Origin of the sequence: Pseudoalteromonas sp. SR41-7, assembly GCF_014163935.1 — a bacterium.
In the GTDB taxonomy this organism is placed as follows: domain Bacteria; phylum Pseudomonadota; class Gammaproteobacteria; order Enterobacterales; family Alteromonadaceae; genus Pseudoalteromonas; species Pseudoalteromonas distincta.
The window spans coordinates 30,786-49,173 of record NZ_JACJEF010000019.1; the positions used below are offsets into that span (position 1 = coordinate 30,786).

An 18,388-nucleotide genomic window follows, 5' to 3' on the forward strand; every position below is an offset into this window, starting at 1 on the left:
AGTATGCATGATTAAAGTATTAATAATTGACGACTCCCCTTTAATTAGGCGTTTACTCACTGAAATATTACAACAAGCTAAAGACATTACAGTAGTGGGGAGCGCAGAGGACCCCTATGAAGCTCGCGAAATGATAAAAAAACTCAGTCCTGATGTATTAACGCTCGACGTAGAAATGCCAAAAATGGATGGTATTAGTTTTTTAAAAAACTTAATGCGATTAAGACCAATGCCAGTAGTGATGATTTCAACACTGACACAAAAAGGCTCTCCTATTACACTAGAAGCACTCGAATTAGGAGCTGTTGATTTTATAGCTAAGCCCACTAATAACGTAAGAGAGCAATTGAGCCAATATGCATCACTTGTCCAACAAAAGGTGCGAATAGCTGCTGGAGCAAGAGTAAGAAGCTATAAAAAAACGGTCGTCACAAACGAGCCTATTAATACTCATTCTCAGTTTTTACTTAATAAAGTAATAGCGATAGGTGCTTCAACGGGTGGTACTGAGGCTATTAAAGAAGTACTTATTAAAATGCCACAAAATTGCCCGCCCATTGTAATTACTCAGCATATTCCTCCTGTGTTTAGCGCCTCATTTGCTGAGCGAATGAATCGTACATGCACGATAAATGTGAAAGAGGCTGAACATGGCGATAAGCTTAGCACTGGCTGGGCTTATATAGCACCAGGTGGTTTTCATTTAAGTATTAAAAAGCGAGGTGTTAGCTTGTATTGCCAGCTTGATGATGGCGAGCCGGTCAACAGACATAAACCTGCGGTAGATGTGCTGTTTAACTCATTAGTTGAGACAGGAGCTAAAAACGTAGTTGCAGCCATACTAACAGGGATGGGGAGTGATGGCGCAAAAGGGTTACTTGCACTAAAACAAAACGGAGCACATACCTTGGCTCAAGATGAGTATTCGTCTGTGGTATGGGGTATGCCTAAAGCAGCTGCTGAGCTAAATGCAGCTGACGAGATAGTTGCGCTGGATAAAATAACCCAGCGGCTTTTACATCAGGCCGTTAAGGTTTAGGCGCTTCAATTACCCAAGGCTGCGAAAACCAAAAGTAATCACCAGGGCTTGAAATAGAAGGGGCCGTGCAATTAAAACGAGAACGCCCTTTATTAAGCACCTTTGGTGAGGTGATTTCGACAGTATTTTTAGTTATCCATTTTAAATCTGCTTGGCCTACGCTTGATACATAACAGGCAAATTGGCTCTTATGAAAATCACCCATCTTAAATTCAATTGTGAGCGTGGGTGGATTTTGCTGTGTAACGCTATCTTGATAAGTTAAATTGGTGATATTAAACGCGCGTGAGTTAAGCTTAGTAATAAGGGTTTCTAGCTTGCTGTAAAAGCCTGATGCAGGAAAACGCGGCAAGCGGCTAAAATTAGAATCTTTATTTACAGCGCCTGAGTGCTGGCCAATACCTACAAAGCCAAGCTCTGTCACGAGTGCTTGCAGCTCGTTATTAAACTCACCATACGGGTATGCTAAGTATTTATAGTTGTGGCCTATTTCTTCTTTTATGCGCTTTTGAGAGTTAAGAATATCTTGCTTAATACGTGATTGCCATTGTGCATCGGTTTCGTTTTCAAGCTTAAGGTGTAAGTAATCATGTTGTCCGCTATGATTGGCTATTAATGCCCCTTTTTTAGATAATTCTTTGAGCTTATCCCACCCCATTACGTAACTCATACCTTCGTCTATTAATTTAGGATTTACAAAGATAGTGTACGGGTAGCCAAACTTTTCTAAAATAGGTGCGGCTTGTTCATAGTTATTGTTATAACCATCATCAAAGGTGATGGCGAGTGTTTTATCAGGTAAAGTTTCACCTTGTTGAAGCGCGCTAATTAACTCATTAAGAGGAATAACGTTAAAGTTGTGCTCTTTTAAATAGCTTAAATGCTCCGTAAATGTATTTGCGCTAACGCTCGTGACAGCGGGTAGGGTTTCACTAACATGATGATACTGTAAAATAATGGCTGCTTGAGCCCGCACAGATATACTAATGAGGATAAATAACACTAAATGAAACAATTTCTTATACATAATAAGGCACACCATAAAAGCTTGCTGTTGTTAGCGGGTCCGATGATACTATCAAATATCACAGTGCCGTTGTTAGGAATTGTTGATACTGCTGTAATTGGGCACTTAGGAAGCGCTCATTACTTAGCTGGAATTGCCCTTGGCTCTGCAGTTATATCTATTTTATTTTGGCTTGCTGGTTTTTTAAGAATGAGCACCACGGGACTCGTGGCACAAGCATACGGAAAAAACGATTTAACCCAACTTGCCGCCTTACTTAAACGAAGCCTATTGCTTGCAAGCGCAGTGGCCGTGCTATTAATTGTGTTATCCCCATTAATAAAGCACGCTATAGCTTACCTCTCCGCAGCCAATGGCGACGTACTTAACCAAGCTTATCAGTATTTTAGCATTCGTATTTTTAGTGCTCCAGCAGCATTATGTAATTTAGTGTTACTGGGTTGGATGCTTGGTGTGCATTATGGTCGAGGTCCATTTTATTTATTACTCGTCACTAATATCGTTAATATAGTGCTCGATATTTATTTTGTTGTTTATTTAGATTGGGCAGTTGCAGGCGCTGCATGGGCGTCACTTATTGCTGACTATACAGCACTAGTATTTGCACTGTTTTTAGTGGCTAAACTAGCTAAAAAACAAGACATTGATCTAAATGTACCGAATTGGTTGAGTATTAGCAAAATGGCTGAATTATTGAGTTTGAATAGAGATATATTTATTCGCTCTTTAATACTGCAATTATGCTTTAGTTTTATGACATTTTACGCGGCGCGTATAGGCGAAACTACACTCGCCGCTAATGCTGTCTTACTTAATTTTTTAATGTTGGTGAGCTTTGCTCTTGATGGCGTTGCTTACGCCTCTGAGGCAAAAGTAGGGCAAGCGAAAGGCCAAGGAAGTGTTAAAAACATAGAGCTGTGGGTTAAGATAAGCGTATTTTGGGGTATGCTTTTTGGTGTGTTATATAGCCTATTTTTTGCATTATTTGGCAACACCATAATCAAGCTTTTAACCAATGTCCCAGAGGTTATTCAAGAGGCAACGCATTATTTACCATGGATAGTAGTATTACCAATTTTGGCCATGAGTTGCTTTTTGTTTGATGGTGTTTTTGTAGGGCTTACGCGAGCAAAGAACATGCGTAACAGTATGATACTTTCAGCTGGAGTTGGCTTTTTTGGTGTGTTTTGGGTGTTTATAGACTTGCAAAATAACGGGTTATGGCTGGCTATGAGCTGTTTTATGTTAATGCGCGGGGTTACATTAATAATTAAATATCACCACTTAAAAATAAATAATCAGCTATTAGATTAAATAAATGGTTTATTTCCAGAGATCGGGGTCATGGTGTTTAGGGCCCATATCTTTTAAAACTTGTGAAAAACGATTGGCAAAAATACCGCAGTAGCCCCAACCGGCAAAAAATAATGCGGGGAGTAAAATTATAACGCCAATTATTTGTAAGCTGTAGTGGGTGTAATACCCAATAGATATGAATATCACGGCTAGCACAAACAGTGCTAAGCCGCGAAAAAAGCGCTTTAAGCTCAGCTTAGGATTGCTCCCTAAGCGATAGATAAGCTGCTTTAGCATTTACAAGGCCTAATAGTAAGAGTGATCGCCCGCTTCGTGTTCTGTTATATCAGCAACACCGGTGATTTCTTCAAACTTAGCTATCATTTCTTTTTCAATGCCTTCTTTTAGTGTTACATCGATCATAGAACAACCATTACAACCACCACCAAACTGAAGTATAGCTATACCTGCAGCTGTAATCTCAACAAGGCTTACTTGACCACCGTGGTTAGCAAGTTGTGGATTTACTTCGGTTTCTAGCATGTGCTGTACACGTTCGTTTAACGATGCATCGTCACCTATTTTACGCGCCTTTGCATTTGGTGCTTTTAGCGTTAACTGAGTACCCATTTTGTCGGTAACAAAATCGATTTCAGCTTCTTCTAAAAATGGAGCACTTTCTGCATCTACAACGGCATCAAAACCGTTAAAGTTTAGGCGAATATCGCTCGCTTCTACAGCGTCTTCTGGACAATAAGACACACCACATTCCGCTTGTGATGAACCAGGGTTTACAACAAACACACGAATATTGGTTTGTTGTGATTGATCTGCTAATAGTTTAGCAAAATGCGCTTGCGCTGTTTCGGAAATAGAAATCATAAAACCATCTATACTTGACTAAATTACTCGGATACTGCGTATCATACTCCGCTCATCGTGTTGCGGCTAGTGTTGAGCGTAAAAAGTTGGCATCTATTTTAAGCAATGGTAGCGTGCAAACAACGAACATTTTTTGAGTGATTTATATGCGTTTGGTATTAACATTAATGGTGGTGTTGCTTAGCTTTTCAAGTGTAGCTAAGCCACTTTCGTATTATTTTGAACAAGATGTAAAATTTGACCCTTCAATTCCTACTCCTGAGCAAGTACTCGGTTACGAAGTAGGAGAGTGGCACGTGAGACACGATCAGCTCGTACGTTATATGGAAATACTTGCTGATAAAAGCGACCGTATAAATTTTGAAGTGATTGGCCGCACACATGAACAACGCCCCCTTGTCATGCTAACAATTACAGCAGCTGATAAGTTATCAAGCATAGAGCAGACACGCCAAGCTCACTTAGCACGCTTAAGTAACGATGGATCAGATGCTAATTCTACAAAGCAGCCTGCCGTTGTATGGATGGGGTATAGTGTGCATGGTAATGAGTCATCAGGTAGTAACTCATCTTTGCTGGTGGCATATTACTTAGCTGCTGCACAAGGTGCTGAAATAGATGAGTTATTAAACAACACGGTTATTTTACTCGACCCTTCGCTTAATCCTGACGGACTTGCTCGTTTTGCTAACTGGGCCAACAGTAACCGAGGTATGAACTTATCAAGCGACCCTAAAACCCGTGAACATGTTGAAAACTGGCCAAGTAGTCGTACCAATCATTACTGGTTTGATTTAAATCGTGACTGGTTATTACTACAACATCCTGAATCGCGCTCGCGTATTGCTAAATTTCATCAGTGGAAACCAAATGTCTTAACCGATTTTCATGAAATGGGACCAAACAGCAGTTACTTTTTTCAGCCAGGTATTCCTAGTCGTAAGCATCCTATAACACCGGATGAAAATGTAACGTTAACTAAAGCGATTGCTAACTATCACGCAAAAACGTTAGATGAAAACAACGCACTGTACTTTACTGAAGAAAGCTTTGACGACTTCTATTACGGTAAAGGTTCAACCTATCCCGATGTAAATGGTGGCATAGGCATTTTATTTGAGCAAGCAAGTTCTCGCGGGCATATCCAAGACACTATAAATGGACCTTTGAGCTTTCCCTTTACTATTAAAAATCAACTATTAACGAGTTTATCTACCTTTAAAGCCGCTGTTGATAACCGCCAAGCATTACTTGATTACCAAGCTAAGTTTTATAATCAAGCTACTGATTTAGCCAGTGATGAAAGCTTTGAAGGTTATGTTATTGAGGGCGCGGATGACAACACTCGTATTAAAGATTTTTTAGGGTTGTTGAAACAGCATCAAATAGATGCTTTTTCGCTTACTAAATCACTCAAGGCAAATGGCAACAACTATACAACCAATAGCTACTTTGTGCCCTTAGCCCAGCCACAGTACCGCCTAATAAAAGCTATTTTTAGCGAGCAAAAAAACTTTGCTGATAACACCTTTTATGACGTATCTGGCTGGACTTTAGCGCATGCGTTTAACTTACCTTTTGCAAAAGTAAAAAGCAGTTGGGGTTTAGAGGTTGCAAGTACACCGTGGCAAAAAGCGGTAAAACCTTCTTTTGCTTCACTTGAGCAAGGCTATGCGTTTGGCTTTTCGTGGGATGATTACCTAGCACCTAAAATGCTAAACAGCCTTTTAAAGCAAGGTATTAAAGCGCGTGTAGCGCTAAGCCCATTAACAGCCAAATCAAACTCAAGTGAAGTAAGCTTTGATGCTGGTAGTATTATTGTGCCAGCAGGCTTACAAACGAATAATGATTGGGTTGGAATATTAAATAAAGCACAAAACGAGTTTGGAATTGCAATCAAGCCTATTAACTCAGGTCTTACAAGCAAAGGAGCCGATTTAGGGTCTCGTACAATGGCGGTTGTTAGCGAGCCAAAAGTATTATTGGTAGGTGGTAAAGGCGTAAGCCAGTACGAAGCTGGGGAAGTATGGTACTACCTCGATCGCTTTGTAGGTGTTGCGCCAACAATTGTTGAAATGGAGCGTTTAAACTCTATTGAACTCAGTAATTACAGCCATATAGTACTTGCTCATGGTAACTACAACAGCTTATCTGATACCGACAAAGTGGCTATAAAAAGCTGGGTAAGAAAAGGCGGCGTTATTTGGGGTCACAAAGGCGGCGCTAAATTTTTAGCTGATCAGCAATTACTCAAAGCAAGCTATCTATCAAGACAAGATGTAGCGAGTGCATTTAAAACGACAGGTTTAAGTTATGGCGATAAGGACCATTTAGCAGGACGTCAACGCATTGCAGGAGCTATTTTTAATACTAATGTAGATTTAACTCACCCACTTACATTTTCACTTAAACGCAATACATTGCCCGTATTCAAAAACAGTACTTGGTTGCTAGAAGCTTCCGATGCACCGTTTGTAAATGTACTTACCTATACTAAAAAGCCATTGTTAGCGGGTTTTACCGATGCTGTTAATGTTGAGCAAGTTGCTGGTGGCGCTGGCTTAATTGCGCACTCATATGGACGAGGTACAGTAATAGGCATGACCGACGATCCTGTATTTAGGGGTTACTGGTATGGGACTAGTCGACTACTAAGCAATGCGTTATTTTTTGGTCATACGTTTCGTGCAAATGGCGAATAATACCAATTAGCTTAATTAAGTAATCTATTTTGAGGATGGAAAAACGTGTTGATAGCTAGGCAAAAAATTCGCTAATTAGTTGTTCTAGGCAATTGCTCTACCTTCTGCATCCATGCAGTCGTAAATGAGAATTTTTTAACACAGGTAGCGACACGTTTAGCCCCGCAAAATGATTAAGTATTATTGCGGATTGGTTTAATACTTTTTAATAATTAAATAGGCGTTAAGCAAGTTGTAAAAGCCCACACTTGTTTAGCGCCTGCTTGTTTTAGTGCACTAGTAGCTGCGTTTAATGTTGCCCCTGTCGTCATCACATCATCAACAATAGCGACTGTTTTACCGGCCATGTCTTGTGTACAAATAAAGGCATTTTTTAAGTTTCTTATACGCTTTGCTTTGGATAGCTCCGACTGAGCTTGTGTTTTTTTATCGCGAATAAGAACATTACTTAGTGGGGCGTAATTAGCTAAACAGGGTTGCCAAACTTGGCTTACCTGATTAAATCCACGAGTAATAAAGCGGCTTTTATGAAGAGGTAAAATAATAAAGGTATCTGGCAAGTTAGGGCTTTGCTCAAAAAACTGCGTTAACTGTTTTTGTATAATTTGCTGCAATGCCTTTTTATAATGAATTTGATTATTAAATTTTAGCCTTTTAAGCCAATGCTCAAAGGGAGGCTGATAAAAAGCGCATGCAAATAATTTATCAAACTCGCAATTAGGAAACATCTCAATAATATCAGGTCGATGCAATAAACTCGTATGCTTACTAAAATCAAACAATGGTAAATCTTCAAGGCAATAATCACATAGCCCTAAAGAGGTCGCAATCGAGTTTTGACACTGCACGCAATAAGAGGGAAATAACCAATTTAAAACGGCTTGTTTCACAGACTCGCTCCTTGCATTGCAATCGCCTTTCTAAACGTTATGATGAGCCTAAGTTTGGTAAAGGTTAGGCAAATATGCAAAATGAGTTAGTGTTATTACATGGTTGGGGAATGAATCAGGGCGTATGGCAGTTAGTACAGCCAGAACTTGAGTTTTTATATTCAGGAAATGTACGTAGCCATGACCTACCTGGGTTTGGTAATAGCGATGTGTGCCCAAGCCCTTATACTTTGCATGATGCAGCAGAAATTTTGAGTAAGCAATTAAAGCCGAAGAGCATTTTAATGGGATGGTCGTTAGGTGGATTATTTGCACTTTATATTGCGAAGCATTGGCCTGAAAAGGTATCTAAAGTTATTTTAATAGCATCGACTCCTTTTTTTGCAGAGGCAGATAATTGGCCTGGAATAAAAGCGAATGTATTGGCGCAGTTTAAAGAGCAGTTAGTTAATCATCGAGAAAAAACAATAGAGCGCTTTTTAGCTATTCAAGCAATGGGTAGCGAGTCGGCGCGTGATGATATAAAGCAGCTTAAACAATTGCTAAATCAGTACAGCGCACCCCAAAGCGATGCCCTGAGTGCTGGTTTAGATATTTTACAAAACGACGATTTACGTGACTTATTTACTCATTGCCCAGTCCCTATTAGAGGAGTATTTGGCCGGCTTGATGCTTTAGTACCTTATAAAGCTATTAGCAAAATGTCAGCACTAAATACTGAGTTTGAATATGAAGTACTAGATAAAGCATCCCATGCACCATTTATTTCTCATAAAAGTGAGTTTTTATCTGTCGTTAAATCAATGCTTTAAAATAGAGCTAAGAATAGCGCTGTTTAAAGCTTTATTTTGAGCAGAACCTGAGCGATAATTAAACAATGTTTATTTGGTGGAGGTTTTAATATGCCAATCGGATCAGTATTTAATAGTGGTATAGAAGGGTTTAACCGAGCTAGCCAAGGTATTGAAAAAGCCAGTGCTGAGATTAACCGTGCCAGTATAGAACAACAAGATGACGCGCAATTAGCGCAGCAACGTCAGCTTACGGCAGCACGCCCTGAAGAAGCGATTACTGCACCAGTAGCACAACCAGCTCGTGTTGATGAAGCGCTTGTTAACTTAAAAGTTGAAGAGTTTAATGCCAAGGCAAATACGCAATCAATTCAAACGGCCGATGATGTACTTGGCACGTTAATCGATATTAAAGTTTAGTATTATGAATATTGTCACGCCATTTCCGTCTATCAATATAAACACCGCAAATGTTTATACGGAAACCGCACGGCGTGACAACCAACTACGCGAAGTTATTCCGGCTCCCGCATCTAGTAGCGCAAGTAATACAGAAACCAAAGCGCAAAGTGATGCTGAAAAAGCAAAATTGCCAGGCAGTAGCGATGGTGCGACGTATAACGCAACGGGAAAAATAGCAGACGAAAAGTCAGTTCAGCAGCGCGATGGAAACTCAGAAAATCCTGAGGGCACTGAGCAAGAAAGTGAAGCAATTGAGAAAAAAGAATCTGAGCAAGAAGAGCTGCAATTAGAACAAGAACAACAACAAATTACAGAGCTAAAAGCACGGGATACTGAAGTACGAATACACGAACAAGCACACGCTTCTGTAGGCGGGCAATATGCTGGCTCGCCAAGCTATGAATACCAACGTGGCCCAAATGGTACTAACTACGCAGTTGGCGGAGAAGTACAAATAGATGTATCAGAGATTCCGGGTGACCCGCAAGCGACTATAGACAAAATGCAAACAGTACGCGCTGCCGCATTAGCGCCTGCAGAGCCTTCGGGAGCTGATCGCTCTATTGCCGCAGATGCTACGCAAAAGCTAGCAGCGGCTCAAGCTGAGCTTGCACAACCTGAAAAAGAAGACGACGAAGACGCAAAAAGTAAACTTGAAGCATCATTCTCTAGCGATGAAAGCAGCGATACAAAAACAGCTAAAAGTGACGAGCAAACACGTGATGCCGATGTTGAAGCACGGGCGGGGCGTATTGCTAACTTTTATCAAATGGCTACATCGCCAGCGAGCCAAAGTAGTTTTTCAGCGTTAAGTTAATAATTAGCAAAACATAACCACAAAAAAACCGCTTACGCGGTTTTTTTCGTTTTAGCTTAGTTGCACAAGTATTATTTTTTTACTTTAGCATTAGCGAACGCATCGGCAAATGCATTGCCCATTAACGCATTACCGTTGTCACGTTTAGGCTTTGCAGCGCGAGGTTGCGAATTATTAGCACGTGCTTGTGGCTTTTGCGTAGCTGGAGCTGCTGACTTATTACTTGTGTCAATATCGTCATCTAAGCGCATAGTAAAGCTTATGCGTTTACGTGCAGCGTCTACTTCAACAACTTTAACCTTTACAATATCACCAGCTTTAACAACTTCACGCGGATCTGATATAAATTTATTCGTGATTGCTGAAATATGCACTAAACCATCTTGGTGAACACCTACATCAACAAACGCACCAAAATTAGCAACGTTTGAAACCACGCCTTCTAAAATCATACCTGGTTTTAGGTCACTAATTTTTTCAACACCGGCTTTAAACTCAGCTGTTTTAAATTCAGGTCGAGGATCTCGACCAGGTTTATCAAGCTCAGTGATAATGTCGGTAACGGTTGGTAAGCCAAACTTTTCGTCAGTGTAATCGTTAGCAGCAAGTTTAGTTAAAAAGTCGCTGTTACCAATTAGGTTACTGACATCTACGCTATTACGTTCACAAATGCGTTTAACAACAGGATAAGCTTCAGGGTGAACTGATGAGTTATCTAGTGGATCGCTACCATTGTTAATACGTAAAAAACCAGCCGCTTGTTCAAATGCTTTTGGCCCTAAACGCTCAACCTTTTTAAGCTCACTACGTTTAGTAAATGTGCCGTTAGCATCGCGATAATTAACGATATTTTGCGCTAATGTTTTGTTTAAACCAGATACGCGTGTAAGTAAGGGTACCGAGGCCATGTTTAAATCTACGCCTACTGAGTTTACACAGTCTTCAACTACTGAAATAAGGCTCTGGCCTAATTGGCTTTGCGATACATCATGTTGGTATTGGCCAACACCAATTGATTTTGGCTCAATTTTAACAAGTTCAGCAAGAGGATCTTGAAGGCGGCGTGCAATAGAGACAGCCCCTCGTATAGAAACATCTAAACCTGGAAATTCATTAGCTGCAAATTCAGAAGCTGAGTAAACCGATGCACCCGCTTCGCTAACCATAATTTTACTAAGCTTAAGTTCGCTGTTTGCTTTGATAAGCTCAGCAACCAACTTATCTGATTCGCGTGATGCAGTACCGTTACCAATCGCAATTAGCTCAACTTTATGCTGACGGCAAAGTTGCTCTAACGTACGCACTGATTTATCCCAATGATTTTGTGGTGCATGAGGGAAAATAGTTTGTGTAGCTAGTAATTTACCTGTGCTATCAACAACGGCAATCTTACAGCCAGTACGAAGGCCTGGATCAAGACCTAAAGTAGTACGAGGGCCTGCAGGTGCAGCCATTAATAAATCTTTTAAGTTTTTAGCAAATACATCTATTGCACCGGCTTCTGCTTTTTCGCGCATTGCTGCAAAAAACTCATTCTCTAGGTGTAACCCTAGCTTAACTTTCCACGCCCATTGAACAACGTTTAATAACCAAGGACTTGCCGCTTTATATTTAATATCTAAACGGTAATGCTCAGCAATCATGTTTGCACATAATTGTGCTGAATTTTCTGCACTAGGCTCTGGGTTTATATTTAACTGAAGTACACCTTCATTTCGAGCTCTAAGCATTGCAAGCGCACGGTGAGAAGGTACTTTTTTAAGAAGTTCTTGATGCTCAAAGTAATCACGGTATTTTGCACCGGCTTGCTCTTGGCCTTTAATCACAGTACTTTCAATTGCGCCATTTTGGCTAATGTGGCTTCTAAATTTAGCAAGTAATTTTGCGTCTTCAGCAAAGCGTTCCATTAAGATGAATTTAGCGCCTTCAAGTACCGCTTTTGTATCTGCAAAACCTTTTTCAGCACTTACAAACTGTTCCGCTTGTTGCTCTGGGTCAAGGTTAGCATCTTTAAATAGTGCATCTGCAAGAGGCTCTAAACCAGCTTCAATTGCTATTTGGCCTTTAGTGCGGCGCTTAGCTTTATATGGTAGGTACAAATCTTCAAGTTCTGTTTTACTTTGTGCATTGGTTATATCGGCACTTAGCTCTGGCGTTAATTTATTTTGCGATTCGATTGTCGATAAAATAAAACTACGGCGCTCTTCTAGTTCACGTAAATACGATAAACGCTGCTCTAAAAGGCGTAATTGGGTGTCGTCTAGGCCGCCTGTAACTTCTTTTCTGTAGCGGGCAATAAAAGGAACAGTTGCGCCTTCATCAAGTAACTTTGTTGCAGCAACAACCTGTTGCTGCTGTGCGTTTAACTCACCGGCTAAACGTGCAGAGATATCGCTCATGCAAAAACCTTTTTATACAATAAAATAAGACCAGAAGCGTGTTACTGGCGCTGTTAATTGCTTGAATAATATCACAGGAGGTAGTAATGAAAAGCTCTTAAAGCAAGCTATTTTACTTGCTTTAAGATGGTTGGGTCGGGAGCAAATCAATTCAACTAAAAGAGCGCCCTAGTGAGGGTGCTCAATGTTTTCTAATACCTCACTGAAAGAGTGAGCAATAGGTGAGATATGTACAGGAATATGTAATGTTTTAGCTATTTGGCGAGCTGAAATTAAACCACAAATTTCGTTACTCGCTGTTGTAACTAATAAAAACATTGTGCCCTGATGCTCCATCGTTTGCAGCGCATCACCAATGCATGCGTAGCTTAAGCTTTGCATACTTACACCTGTAAGGCGGCTAACTGGTGTCATAATGTCACGTAAGCTTACTTCGCTTCGTTGCATATTTAAGCGCTCTGCAATAATAGTAATTTTAGAGCTTTGTAAATCGGCGCTAGAAACTAGGCCAATTAATTTTTGGTGTTCGTCTGTTACTAAAACAAAGTCAGATTGTTGTGCACTTACTTGTTTAAGTGCCTCTGTAATCGTTGTTCCATGCTCTGCACGAATAGGTGTTTTTTGAGTAAAGTTATTCACCATTTTTAGCGCTGGAGAAGATAAATCGATTAATGGTTGATCATCTGCAAATGTGCTAGCAATAACGCCATGAGAAATATTTTGGGTACGTAATTCTTTAAAGTTAGACATAGTAGTCACCTTAGTAGTTATAAAATTTAATTAAGTTGTAAAATAATGAATTAAATTAAATAGCTAGGTGGTCCGCGTTGGTATGCAGTGCTAAAAGGTCTGTTTAGATTAGCGCTCTTATAAAAAGAACCTACGACATTAGGAAGTGGTTGAGGCGACCTAAAGGTAATAGTGTTAACGTGAGAGTCCACGTCAAAATCGAGGTTTGCTTGGTCAGGAATATCACAAGTAATAAAGTGATTAGATAGTTTAGCGTTATCAAGGTTTACGTCAGTGTTGCTGGCATGCAGCGTCAAACTTACACTCATTAAAAGTGCAAACAATACGGCATTACTAAATATGCGCTGTACCATGTTTGACATAATCACGACCTTAATTAACTGCTTTCAAATTAAACAAATCAACTTGAATAATTCAGTTATAGCTTATTGCTTTAATTTACACAATCAAAAGTTAACATGATCTGAATCAAAACTTTTTATTTCTTTTTTTGGTAATCGATACTGTTTACATACCACTGCTTTTTTCCTTGAGGTGTGGTCACTTCAAATTCGTCATCTACTTGTTTTTTAATCAACGCACGCGCCATAGGTGAGTCTATTGATATGTAATCTTTACGGTCGTAAATTTCATCAGGACCTACAATTCTGAACTTTTTAACTTCACCTTCTTCGTTTTCAATTTCAACCCATGCACCAAAAAATACTTTTCCATCTTGCACGGGAGAGTAGTCAATAATTTTTAAATCAGGTATGCGTTTGCGTAAGTAGCGTACCCGGCGGTCAATTTGGCGCAGCAATCGCTTGTTATATTGATAGTCTGCGTTCTCAGAGCGATCTCCGAGGCTGGCTGCCCAGCTTACTATTTTTGTTACTTCTGGGCGTTTTACGTTCCATAGTTGATCGTGTTCTTGTTGTAATTGCAAGTAACCTTCGCGGGTAACTAAATTTGTTTTCATGGTGAATTCTTTATTAACTCTAATGGTGTGCACGTTATTAAATTTGCCAAAATTTGTCGAGCGTAAAATTTAATAAAGTACGAGTAAGGAAGCTTTGAAATGTTCAGTAACAATCTAAGCAAGTAATTAGTTTTTGATTATTAAGTTTTTCATTTATATTAACTAGTAATTGGATATAAAAATAAGAAAGAGATTATGGGACACGAGACCACAAAAGTATTAGTTGTTGATGACGATATGCGCTTACGCAGTTTGCTTGAACGTTACTTAGTAGAGCAAGGCTTTATTGTTAGAACCGCAGGAAACTCGGAGCAAATGGATAGACTCCTAGAGCGTGAAAACTTTCACTTAATGGTTCTCGATTTAATGCTTCCAGGCGAGGATGGTTTATCTATTTGCCGCCGACTACGCCAAAAAGAAAATGAAATTCCTATTGTTATGCTTACTGCAAAGGGCGACGAAGTAGACCGTATTATTGGTCTTGAACTTGGCGCTGACGATTACATTCCAAAACCATTTAATCCACGTGAGCTACTTGCGCGCATAAAAGCAATTTTACGCCGCCGCGCAAAAGAAGTGCCAGGTGCTCCAGCTGCTGAAGAAAACTTAATCGCTTTTGGTAAATTTACGCTTAATTTAGCAACGCGCGAAATGAGTGAAGGGAATAAAACAATATCGCTTACCAGTGGTGAGTTTGCAGTGCTTAAAGCGCTTGTTTCGCATCCGCGTGAGCCACTTAGCCGCGATAAGCTAATGAACTTAGCGCGTGGCCGCGATTACAGTGCGCTTGAGCGAAGTATTGATGTGCAAGTATCGCGACTTCGCCGCATGATTGAAGTAGATGCTGCTAATCCTCGATATATTCAAACCGTTTGGGGTTTGGGCTATGTGTTTGTTCCCGATGGTGAAAAGTAATATTTATGGGCATGTTTCCGCGAAGTGCTTTTGGGCAAACTGTTTTTTTAGTGGCGGCTTTGCTGCTAATAAATCAAATAGTCTCTTATGTTACGGTTAGTTTTTATGTTGTAAAACCAACTATTGAGCAAGTTAACTTGATGCTTGCTAAGCAAATTAAAACGGTATTTATTGACTGGGAAGATGGCGTTGAAATAAACGACGAAGTATCTGCGAAGTTTTTTGAAATTACCGGCATTGAAGTAATGACGCAGCGCGAAGCAATGCGTCAAGGGCTTGGACAAAGCCGCGAATATTCTATGCTATCGCGCAGCATGACTGAGCAACTTGGTGGTTATTCTCGTGTACGTATTAGCCAAACTGATCCATTAATTTATTGGGTTGAAGCACCGCAAGCGCCAGGTTATTGGGTAAAAGTACCGCTTAAAGGCTTTAAAGAGAATAACTTAGAGTTTTTAACTTTTTACTTATCAAGTATTGGCTTTTTAAGTGTGCTGGGTGGGTGGTTGTTTGCAAGGCACCTTAATAGGCCATTAAAAGCACTGCAACAAGCTGCAGTAAAAGTAGGCAAAGGCGATTTTTCTACCAAATTAGAAGAAGAAGGCTCAACAGAAGTAATAGAAGTAACGCGCGCGTTTAATCAAATGTCGCGCGGAATTGCCGCACTTGAAAACGACCGCCGTTTACTAATGGCTGGTGTATCGCATGATTTACGTACGCCGCTTACGCGTATCCGTTTAGCCACCGAAATGATGGTTGATGAAGATGACTATCTTCGTGAAGGTATTATTTACGATATAGAAGATATGAACGGGATTATCGATCAGTTTATTGAGTATTTACGCCACCATAAACGTGAAGAACTAAGTTGCGAAGATATAAATGCTTTAGTTGCCGAGGTTGTTAATTCTGAGCTTCAGCATCAACGTACTATTACGTTTAAAAGTAATCCAAATATAGGCAATATACCCTTAAGCTCTGTGGCTATTAAACGTGTAATTACCAACATGATTGGTAATGCGCTGCGTTATTCTGAAGGCGATGTTGAAGTACTTAGTTACTTTAATTCAAACAAAAAATATGTAATTATCGCTGTAAACGATAGTGGTCCTGGGATCCCTGAAAACGAATTAGAGTCTGTGTTTGAGCCCTTTAAGCAAGGCGATGCTGCACGTGGCAGTGAAGGTAGTGGCTTAGGCCTTGCCATTATTAAACGCATTGTTGATATGCACGACGGTAAAGTAAAACTAGAAAACCGCCCAGAAGGCGGTTTAAGTGCACAAGTATATTTGCCAATCAAGGTATCAACTCCTGCACAATAAATGCAGGGGTTTTATTGTATTAAAGTGCTTTAAAACGAATAGCTGTACCGCCACTGGTGGCCAGTTTAAGCGTAAGTTTATCGTTTGCAGTTACAATACGTTTTTCGATAGCTATATCGTACGGATTGTTTTTCCACTCTGCGTTTTTACCATCTTTATAAATTTGTGCTTCAAACTTCTTGCCTTGCTCTAAAAAGTCGAGTTTCACCTCAATAGTTCTAGCTTTCTCGTCAGTAACAGCACCTAGGTACCAATCGTTTCCTGAGTATTTAGTGCTTTTACGTTCTTTACGGGCAAATACAATAAAGTCGCCTACTTCGCCATCAAGGGCAATACTTTGCTGCCAATCTGTTGGTACGTCTTGAATAAATTGAAATGCGTCGGGCTTAGCCAAATAGTTTTTAGGTAAGTCGGCAGCCATTTGAATTGGGCTATACAACACAACATAAAGTGCAAGTTGTTTGGCAAGTGTAGTTTGTGGGCGGTTTGTATCGCCTCCTAAACCATTAAAGCTCATATCAAAAATACCTGGCGTAAAATCCATCGGCCCAGATAGCATGCGGGTAAAAGCAAGCATTGGTACATGCTCTGGTGGGTTAGGTGGTGAACCCCATGCATTGTATTCTTGTCCGCGAGCGCCTTCGCGCGCAATCCAGTTTGGATAAGTACGGCGCAGGCCTGTATCTTTAATTGGCTCGTGAGTGTTAATGCTAATTTTATGTTTAGCTGCAAGTTTTACGTTATAAAGGTATTCGTTAACCATAAACTGGCCGTCATGCCATTCGTGGCGAGCAATACCGTTTTTGTCTATACGTTTTATATTTCCGCCATCGGCTACATAACCTGTTTTTACTTGGCTGACGTTTGATTTTTCGTAAAGTGTAAAGGCATCTTCCATTTGGTCTCGGTAGTTGCTTACATTGCCTGATGTTTCGTGATGGCCAATGAGCTGTACGCCTTTTTCTTTGCCGTATTGAGTCAGCGCTGCTATATCAAAATCATCGTACGGTTTGGTAAAGTTAAATACATCGCCATTAAAGTACCAATCGCCATCCCAGCCAATATTCCAGCCTTCAACGAGTACGCCATCAAAACCATACTGCGCTGCAAAATCCATATAGTATTTTGTGGTTTGCGTAGTGGCGCCGTGTTTTTTACCGCTACCCCAAGTTTGCGTGTTTATATGCATACCCCACCAAATACCGACGTATTTGCCAGGTTTAACCCACGACACGTCACCGAGTTTATTAGGCTCGTTTAAATTTAGTATTATATCTGAATTAACTAGGCCAACAGCGCTGTCGGCTATTTGAATGGTGCGCCATGGTGTTTTAAAAGCGCCTTGCTTTTTAACGGCAATACCATCTGACCAAGGGGTTAAGTCTGCTGTAAATGTGCCTGGACGGCGCTGATTAAGCACCATACCCGCGTAATCAACAAGAGCGGCTTCATGAATACTAATATGAGTACCGTCACTTGTTTTAAACGTAAATGGTGTGTGAGCTAGTGGAGCTTCGTTAAGTGGAGTAGTGTTGTAAACATATTCGTAGCGGTTCCAGCCACGAGCAGGTATCCACCATGCTGCTGCATCATGGCTATTGTTTATTGCAAACTCAGTCAGCTCTTTGGTTATTTCTGTATGTTCGAAGCCGGTTTGTTGTGGCACTTCGTATCTAAAACCTACACCACTATCAAATGCTTTAAATCGAATAGTGTAGGTACCTTTATTTGGCTCGTTTTTTGTAAAGGTAACGGCTACTTCGTTATATTCGTCAACAACGTTTTGGCGTTCGCCCCAAGGTTGTTGCCACTGCGAGTTAACGCTTTGTTGTTCAATGCTTTTAATTTTAAAACCGTCGCTAAAGGCCGCTTGTGTTTTAAATTCAAACCCCAGTAAAGATTTGTTTATAACCGCTTTGTTTTTAAATTTTATTGCGTAGCTTGGCGTGTTGTTTTCGTCAGAGATGCTTACTGTTATTTGTGTGTCTGGCGATTTTAGCTCTACAGTTTGTCCGTAGCTATTACTAGCAAAGGCTAAAAGCACAAGTGCAGGGATTCTCATGGTGTGTCCTTAGATGAGTCGGTGGTGACATCTAAGGATAATGACTGTTGATGATTAATACGACTGCCTACATACG

At 40.3% G+C, this 18,388-nt stretch carries 17 protein-coding genes; 8 read left to right on the top strand and 9 right to left on the bottom strand.

The genetic code is table 11. The features are described 5' to 3' along the window. The first annotated feature begins 7 nt into the window (after positions 1 to 7). Complete coding sequence (locus H5092_RS18580; protein ID WP_182734524.1) at positions 8 to 1,039, top strand: chemotaxis response regulator protein-glutamate methylesterase; 1,032 nt, start codon at positions 8 to 10, stop codon at positions 1,037 to 1,039. Here the strand turns inward: H5092_RS18580 and H5092_RS18585 are convergent. Further along, positions 1,029 to 2,066: a polysaccharide deacetylase family protein gene (locus H5092_RS18585; protein WP_182734526.1), complete on the bottom strand. Its 1,038-nt coding sequence runs from the start codon at positions 2,064 to 2,066 to the stop codon at positions 1,029 to 1,031. The two genes, H5092_RS18580 and H5092_RS18585, sit on opposite strands and share 11 nt — an antisense overlap. Between H5092_RS18585 and H5092_RS18590 the strand changes: the two genes are divergently transcribed. Beyond that, positions 2,046 to 3,380, top strand: coding sequence for an MATE family efflux transporter (locus tag H5092_RS18590; RefSeq protein WP_259398401.1), 1,335 nt, complete (start codon positions 2,046 to 2,048; stop codon positions 3,378 to 3,380). The two genes, H5092_RS18585 and H5092_RS18590, sit on opposite strands and share 21 nt — an antisense overlap. Before the next feature lie 9 nt (positions 3,381 to 3,389). On the opposite strand, the gene H5092_RS18595 is transcribed toward H5092_RS18590, so the two are convergent. Both H5092_RS18595 and nfuA read right to left on the bottom strand, forming a co-directional pair. Next, a complete protein-coding gene (locus H5092_RS18595) occupies positions 3,390 to 3,659 on the bottom strand; it encodes a hypothetical protein (protein ID WP_002959572.1) in 270 nt (89 codons plus the stop codon). 9 nt (positions 3,660 to 3,668) lie between these two features. Next, positions 3,669 to 4,244 carry a Fe-S biogenesis protein NfuA gene (gene nfuA, locus H5092_RS18600; protein WP_002959571.1) on the bottom strand — a complete coding sequence of 192 codons (576 nt, stop codon included), beginning with the start codon at positions 4,242 to 4,244 and terminating at the stop codon, positions 3,669 to 3,671. A gap of 146 nt (positions 4,245 to 4,390) precedes the next feature. On the opposite strand from nfuA, the gene H5092_RS18605 reads away from it, so the two are divergent. Continuing rightward, complete coding sequence (locus H5092_RS18605) at positions 4,391 to 6,946, top strand: M14 family zinc carboxypeptidase (protein ID WP_182734528.1); 2,556 nt, start codon at positions 4,391 to 4,393, stop codon at positions 6,944 to 6,946. A 212-nt stretch (positions 6,947 to 7,158) separates the two neighbouring features. Here the strand turns inward: H5092_RS18605 and H5092_RS18610 are convergent, their stop codons facing one another. Further along, on the bottom strand, positions 7,159 to 7,836 hold the full coding sequence (locus H5092_RS18610) for a ComF family protein (RefSeq protein ID WP_182694083.1): 678 nt from the start codon (positions 7,834 to 7,836) through the stop codon (positions 7,159 to 7,161). Between the two features lie 74 nt (positions 7,837 to 7,910). On the opposite strand from H5092_RS18610, the gene bioH reads away from it, so the two are divergent. From bioH to H5092_RS18625, 3 genes are all read left to right on the top strand, one after another. Next, entirely contained in the window at positions 7,911 to 8,648 is a 738-nt protein-coding gene (bioH, locus tag H5092_RS18615; RefSeq protein WP_182694084.1) for a pimeloyl-ACP methyl ester esterase BioH, read from the top strand. Positions 8,649 to 8,738: 90 nt separating this feature from the next. Then, positions 8,739 to 9,047: a hypothetical protein gene (locus H5092_RS18620; protein WP_002959563.1), complete on the top strand. Its 309-nt coding sequence runs from the start codon at positions 8,739 to 8,741 to the stop codon at positions 9,045 to 9,047. 4 nt (positions 9,048 to 9,051) lie between these two features. Further along, complete coding sequence (locus tag H5092_RS18625; protein ID WP_182734530.1) at positions 9,052 to 9,906, top strand: putative metalloprotease CJM1_0395 family protein; 855 nt, start codon at positions 9,052 to 9,054, stop codon at positions 9,904 to 9,906. Between the two features lie 71 nt (positions 9,907 to 9,977). On the opposite strand, the gene H5092_RS18630 is transcribed toward H5092_RS18625, so the two are convergent. From H5092_RS18630 to greB, 4 genes are all read right to left on the bottom strand, one after another. Continuing rightward, positions 9,978 to 12,305, bottom strand: a complete 2,328-nt coding sequence (locus H5092_RS18630; RefSeq protein WP_182734532.1) for a Tex family protein — start codon at positions 12,303 to 12,305, stop codon at positions 9,978 to 9,980. A 168-nt stretch (positions 12,306 to 12,473) separates the two neighbouring features. After that, positions 12,474 to 13,055 (bottom strand): CBS domain-containing protein, encoded by a 582-nt coding sequence (locus H5092_RS18635; RefSeq protein ID WP_182694446.1) that lies wholly within the window; start codon positions 13,053 to 13,055, stop codon positions 12,474 to 12,476. A gap of 50 nt (positions 13,056 to 13,105) precedes the next feature. Beyond that, complete coding sequence (locus H5092_RS18640) at positions 13,106 to 13,417, bottom strand: hypothetical protein (protein WP_182734534.1); 312 nt, start codon at positions 13,415 to 13,417, stop codon at positions 13,106 to 13,108. A 116-nt stretch (positions 13,418 to 13,533) separates the two neighbouring features. Beyond that, positions 13,534 to 14,013: a transcription elongation factor GreB gene (greB, locus tag H5092_RS18645; RefSeq protein WP_002959554.1), complete on the bottom strand. Its 480-nt coding sequence runs from the start codon at positions 14,011 to 14,013 to the stop codon at positions 13,534 to 13,536. A gap of 195 nt (positions 14,014 to 14,208) precedes the next feature. On the opposite strand from greB, the gene ompR reads away from it, so the two are divergent. Next, positions 14,209 to 14,928 carry a two-component system response regulator OmpR gene (ompR, locus tag H5092_RS18650; protein ID WP_182734543.1) on the top strand — a complete coding sequence of 240 codons (720 nt, stop codon included), beginning with the start codon at positions 14,209 to 14,211 and terminating at the stop codon, positions 14,926 to 14,928. A 5-nt stretch (positions 14,929 to 14,933) separates the two neighbouring features. Continuing rightward, positions 14,934 to 16,250, top strand: coding sequence for a two-component system sensor histidine kinase EnvZ (envZ, locus tag H5092_RS18655; RefSeq protein ID WP_182734546.1), 1,317 nt, complete (start codon positions 14,934 to 14,936; stop codon positions 16,248 to 16,250). A 19-nt stretch (positions 16,251 to 16,269) separates the two neighbouring features. Here envZ and H5092_RS18660 read toward each other — a convergent pair whose 3' ends face one another. Continuing rightward, positions 16,270 to 18,312, bottom strand: a complete 2,043-nt coding sequence (locus H5092_RS18660) for a glycoside hydrolase family 97 protein (protein ID WP_182734548.1) — start codon at positions 18,310 to 18,312, stop codon at positions 16,270 to 16,272. Positions 18,313 to 18,388 lie beyond the last annotated feature (76 nt).

Coding starts and splice junctions, on each gene's coding strand:
- H5092_RS18630 (WP_182734532.1), bottom strand. CDS start 12,305: ATGAGCGATATCTCTGCACGTTTAGCCGGTGAGTTAAACGCACAGCAG.
- envZ (WP_182734546.1), top strand. CDS start 14,934: ATGGGCATGTTTCCGCGAAGTGCTTTTGGGCAAACTGTTTTTTTAGTG.
- H5092_RS18620 (WP_002959563.1), top strand. CDS start 8,739: ATGCCAATCGGATCAGTATTTAATAGTGGTATAGAAGGGTTTAACCGA.
- H5092_RS18660 (WP_182734548.1), bottom strand. CDS start 18,312: ATGAGAATCCCTGCACTTGTGCTTTTAGCCTTTGCTAGTAATAGCTAC.
- nfuA (WP_002959571.1), bottom strand. CDS start 4,244: ATGATTTCTATTTCCGAAACAGCGCAAGCGCATTTTGCTAAACTATTA.
- H5092_RS18625 (WP_182734530.1), top strand. CDS start 9,052: ATGAATATTGTCACGCCATTTCCGTCTATCAATATAAACACCGCAAAT.
- greB (WP_002959554.1), bottom strand. CDS start 14,013: ATGAAAACAAATTTAGTTACCCGCGAAGGTTACTTGCAATTACAACAA.
- H5092_RS18595 (WP_002959572.1), bottom strand. CDS start 3,659: ATGCTAAAGCAGCTTATCTATCGCTTAGGGAGCAATCCTAAGCTGAGC.
- H5092_RS18580 (WP_182734524.1), top strand. CDS start 8: ATGATTAAAGTATTAATAATTGACGACTCCCCTTTAATTAGGCGTTTA.
- H5092_RS18635 (WP_182694446.1), bottom strand. CDS start 13,055: ATGTCTAACTTTAAAGAATTACGTACCCAAAATATTTCTCATGGCGTT.
- ompR (WP_182734543.1), top strand. CDS start 14,209: ATGGGACACGAGACCACAAAAGTATTAGTTGTTGATGACGATATGCGC.
- bioH (WP_182694084.1), top strand. CDS start 7,911: ATGCAAAATGAGTTAGTGTTATTACATGGTTGGGGAATGAATCAGGGC.
- H5092_RS18640 (WP_182734534.1), bottom strand. CDS start 13,417: ATGTCAAACATGGTACAGCGCATATTTAGTAATGCCGTATTGTTTGCA.
- H5092_RS18585 (WP_182734526.1), bottom strand. CDS start 2,066: ATGTATAAGAAATTGTTTCATTTAGTGTTATTTATCCTCATTAGTATA.
- H5092_RS18590 (WP_259398401.1), top strand. CDS start 2,046: ATGAAACAATTTCTTATACATAATAAGGCACACCATAAAAGCTTGCTG.
- H5092_RS18605 (WP_182734528.1), top strand. CDS start 4,391: ATGCGTTTGGTATTAACATTAATGGTGGTGTTGCTTAGCTTTTCAAGT.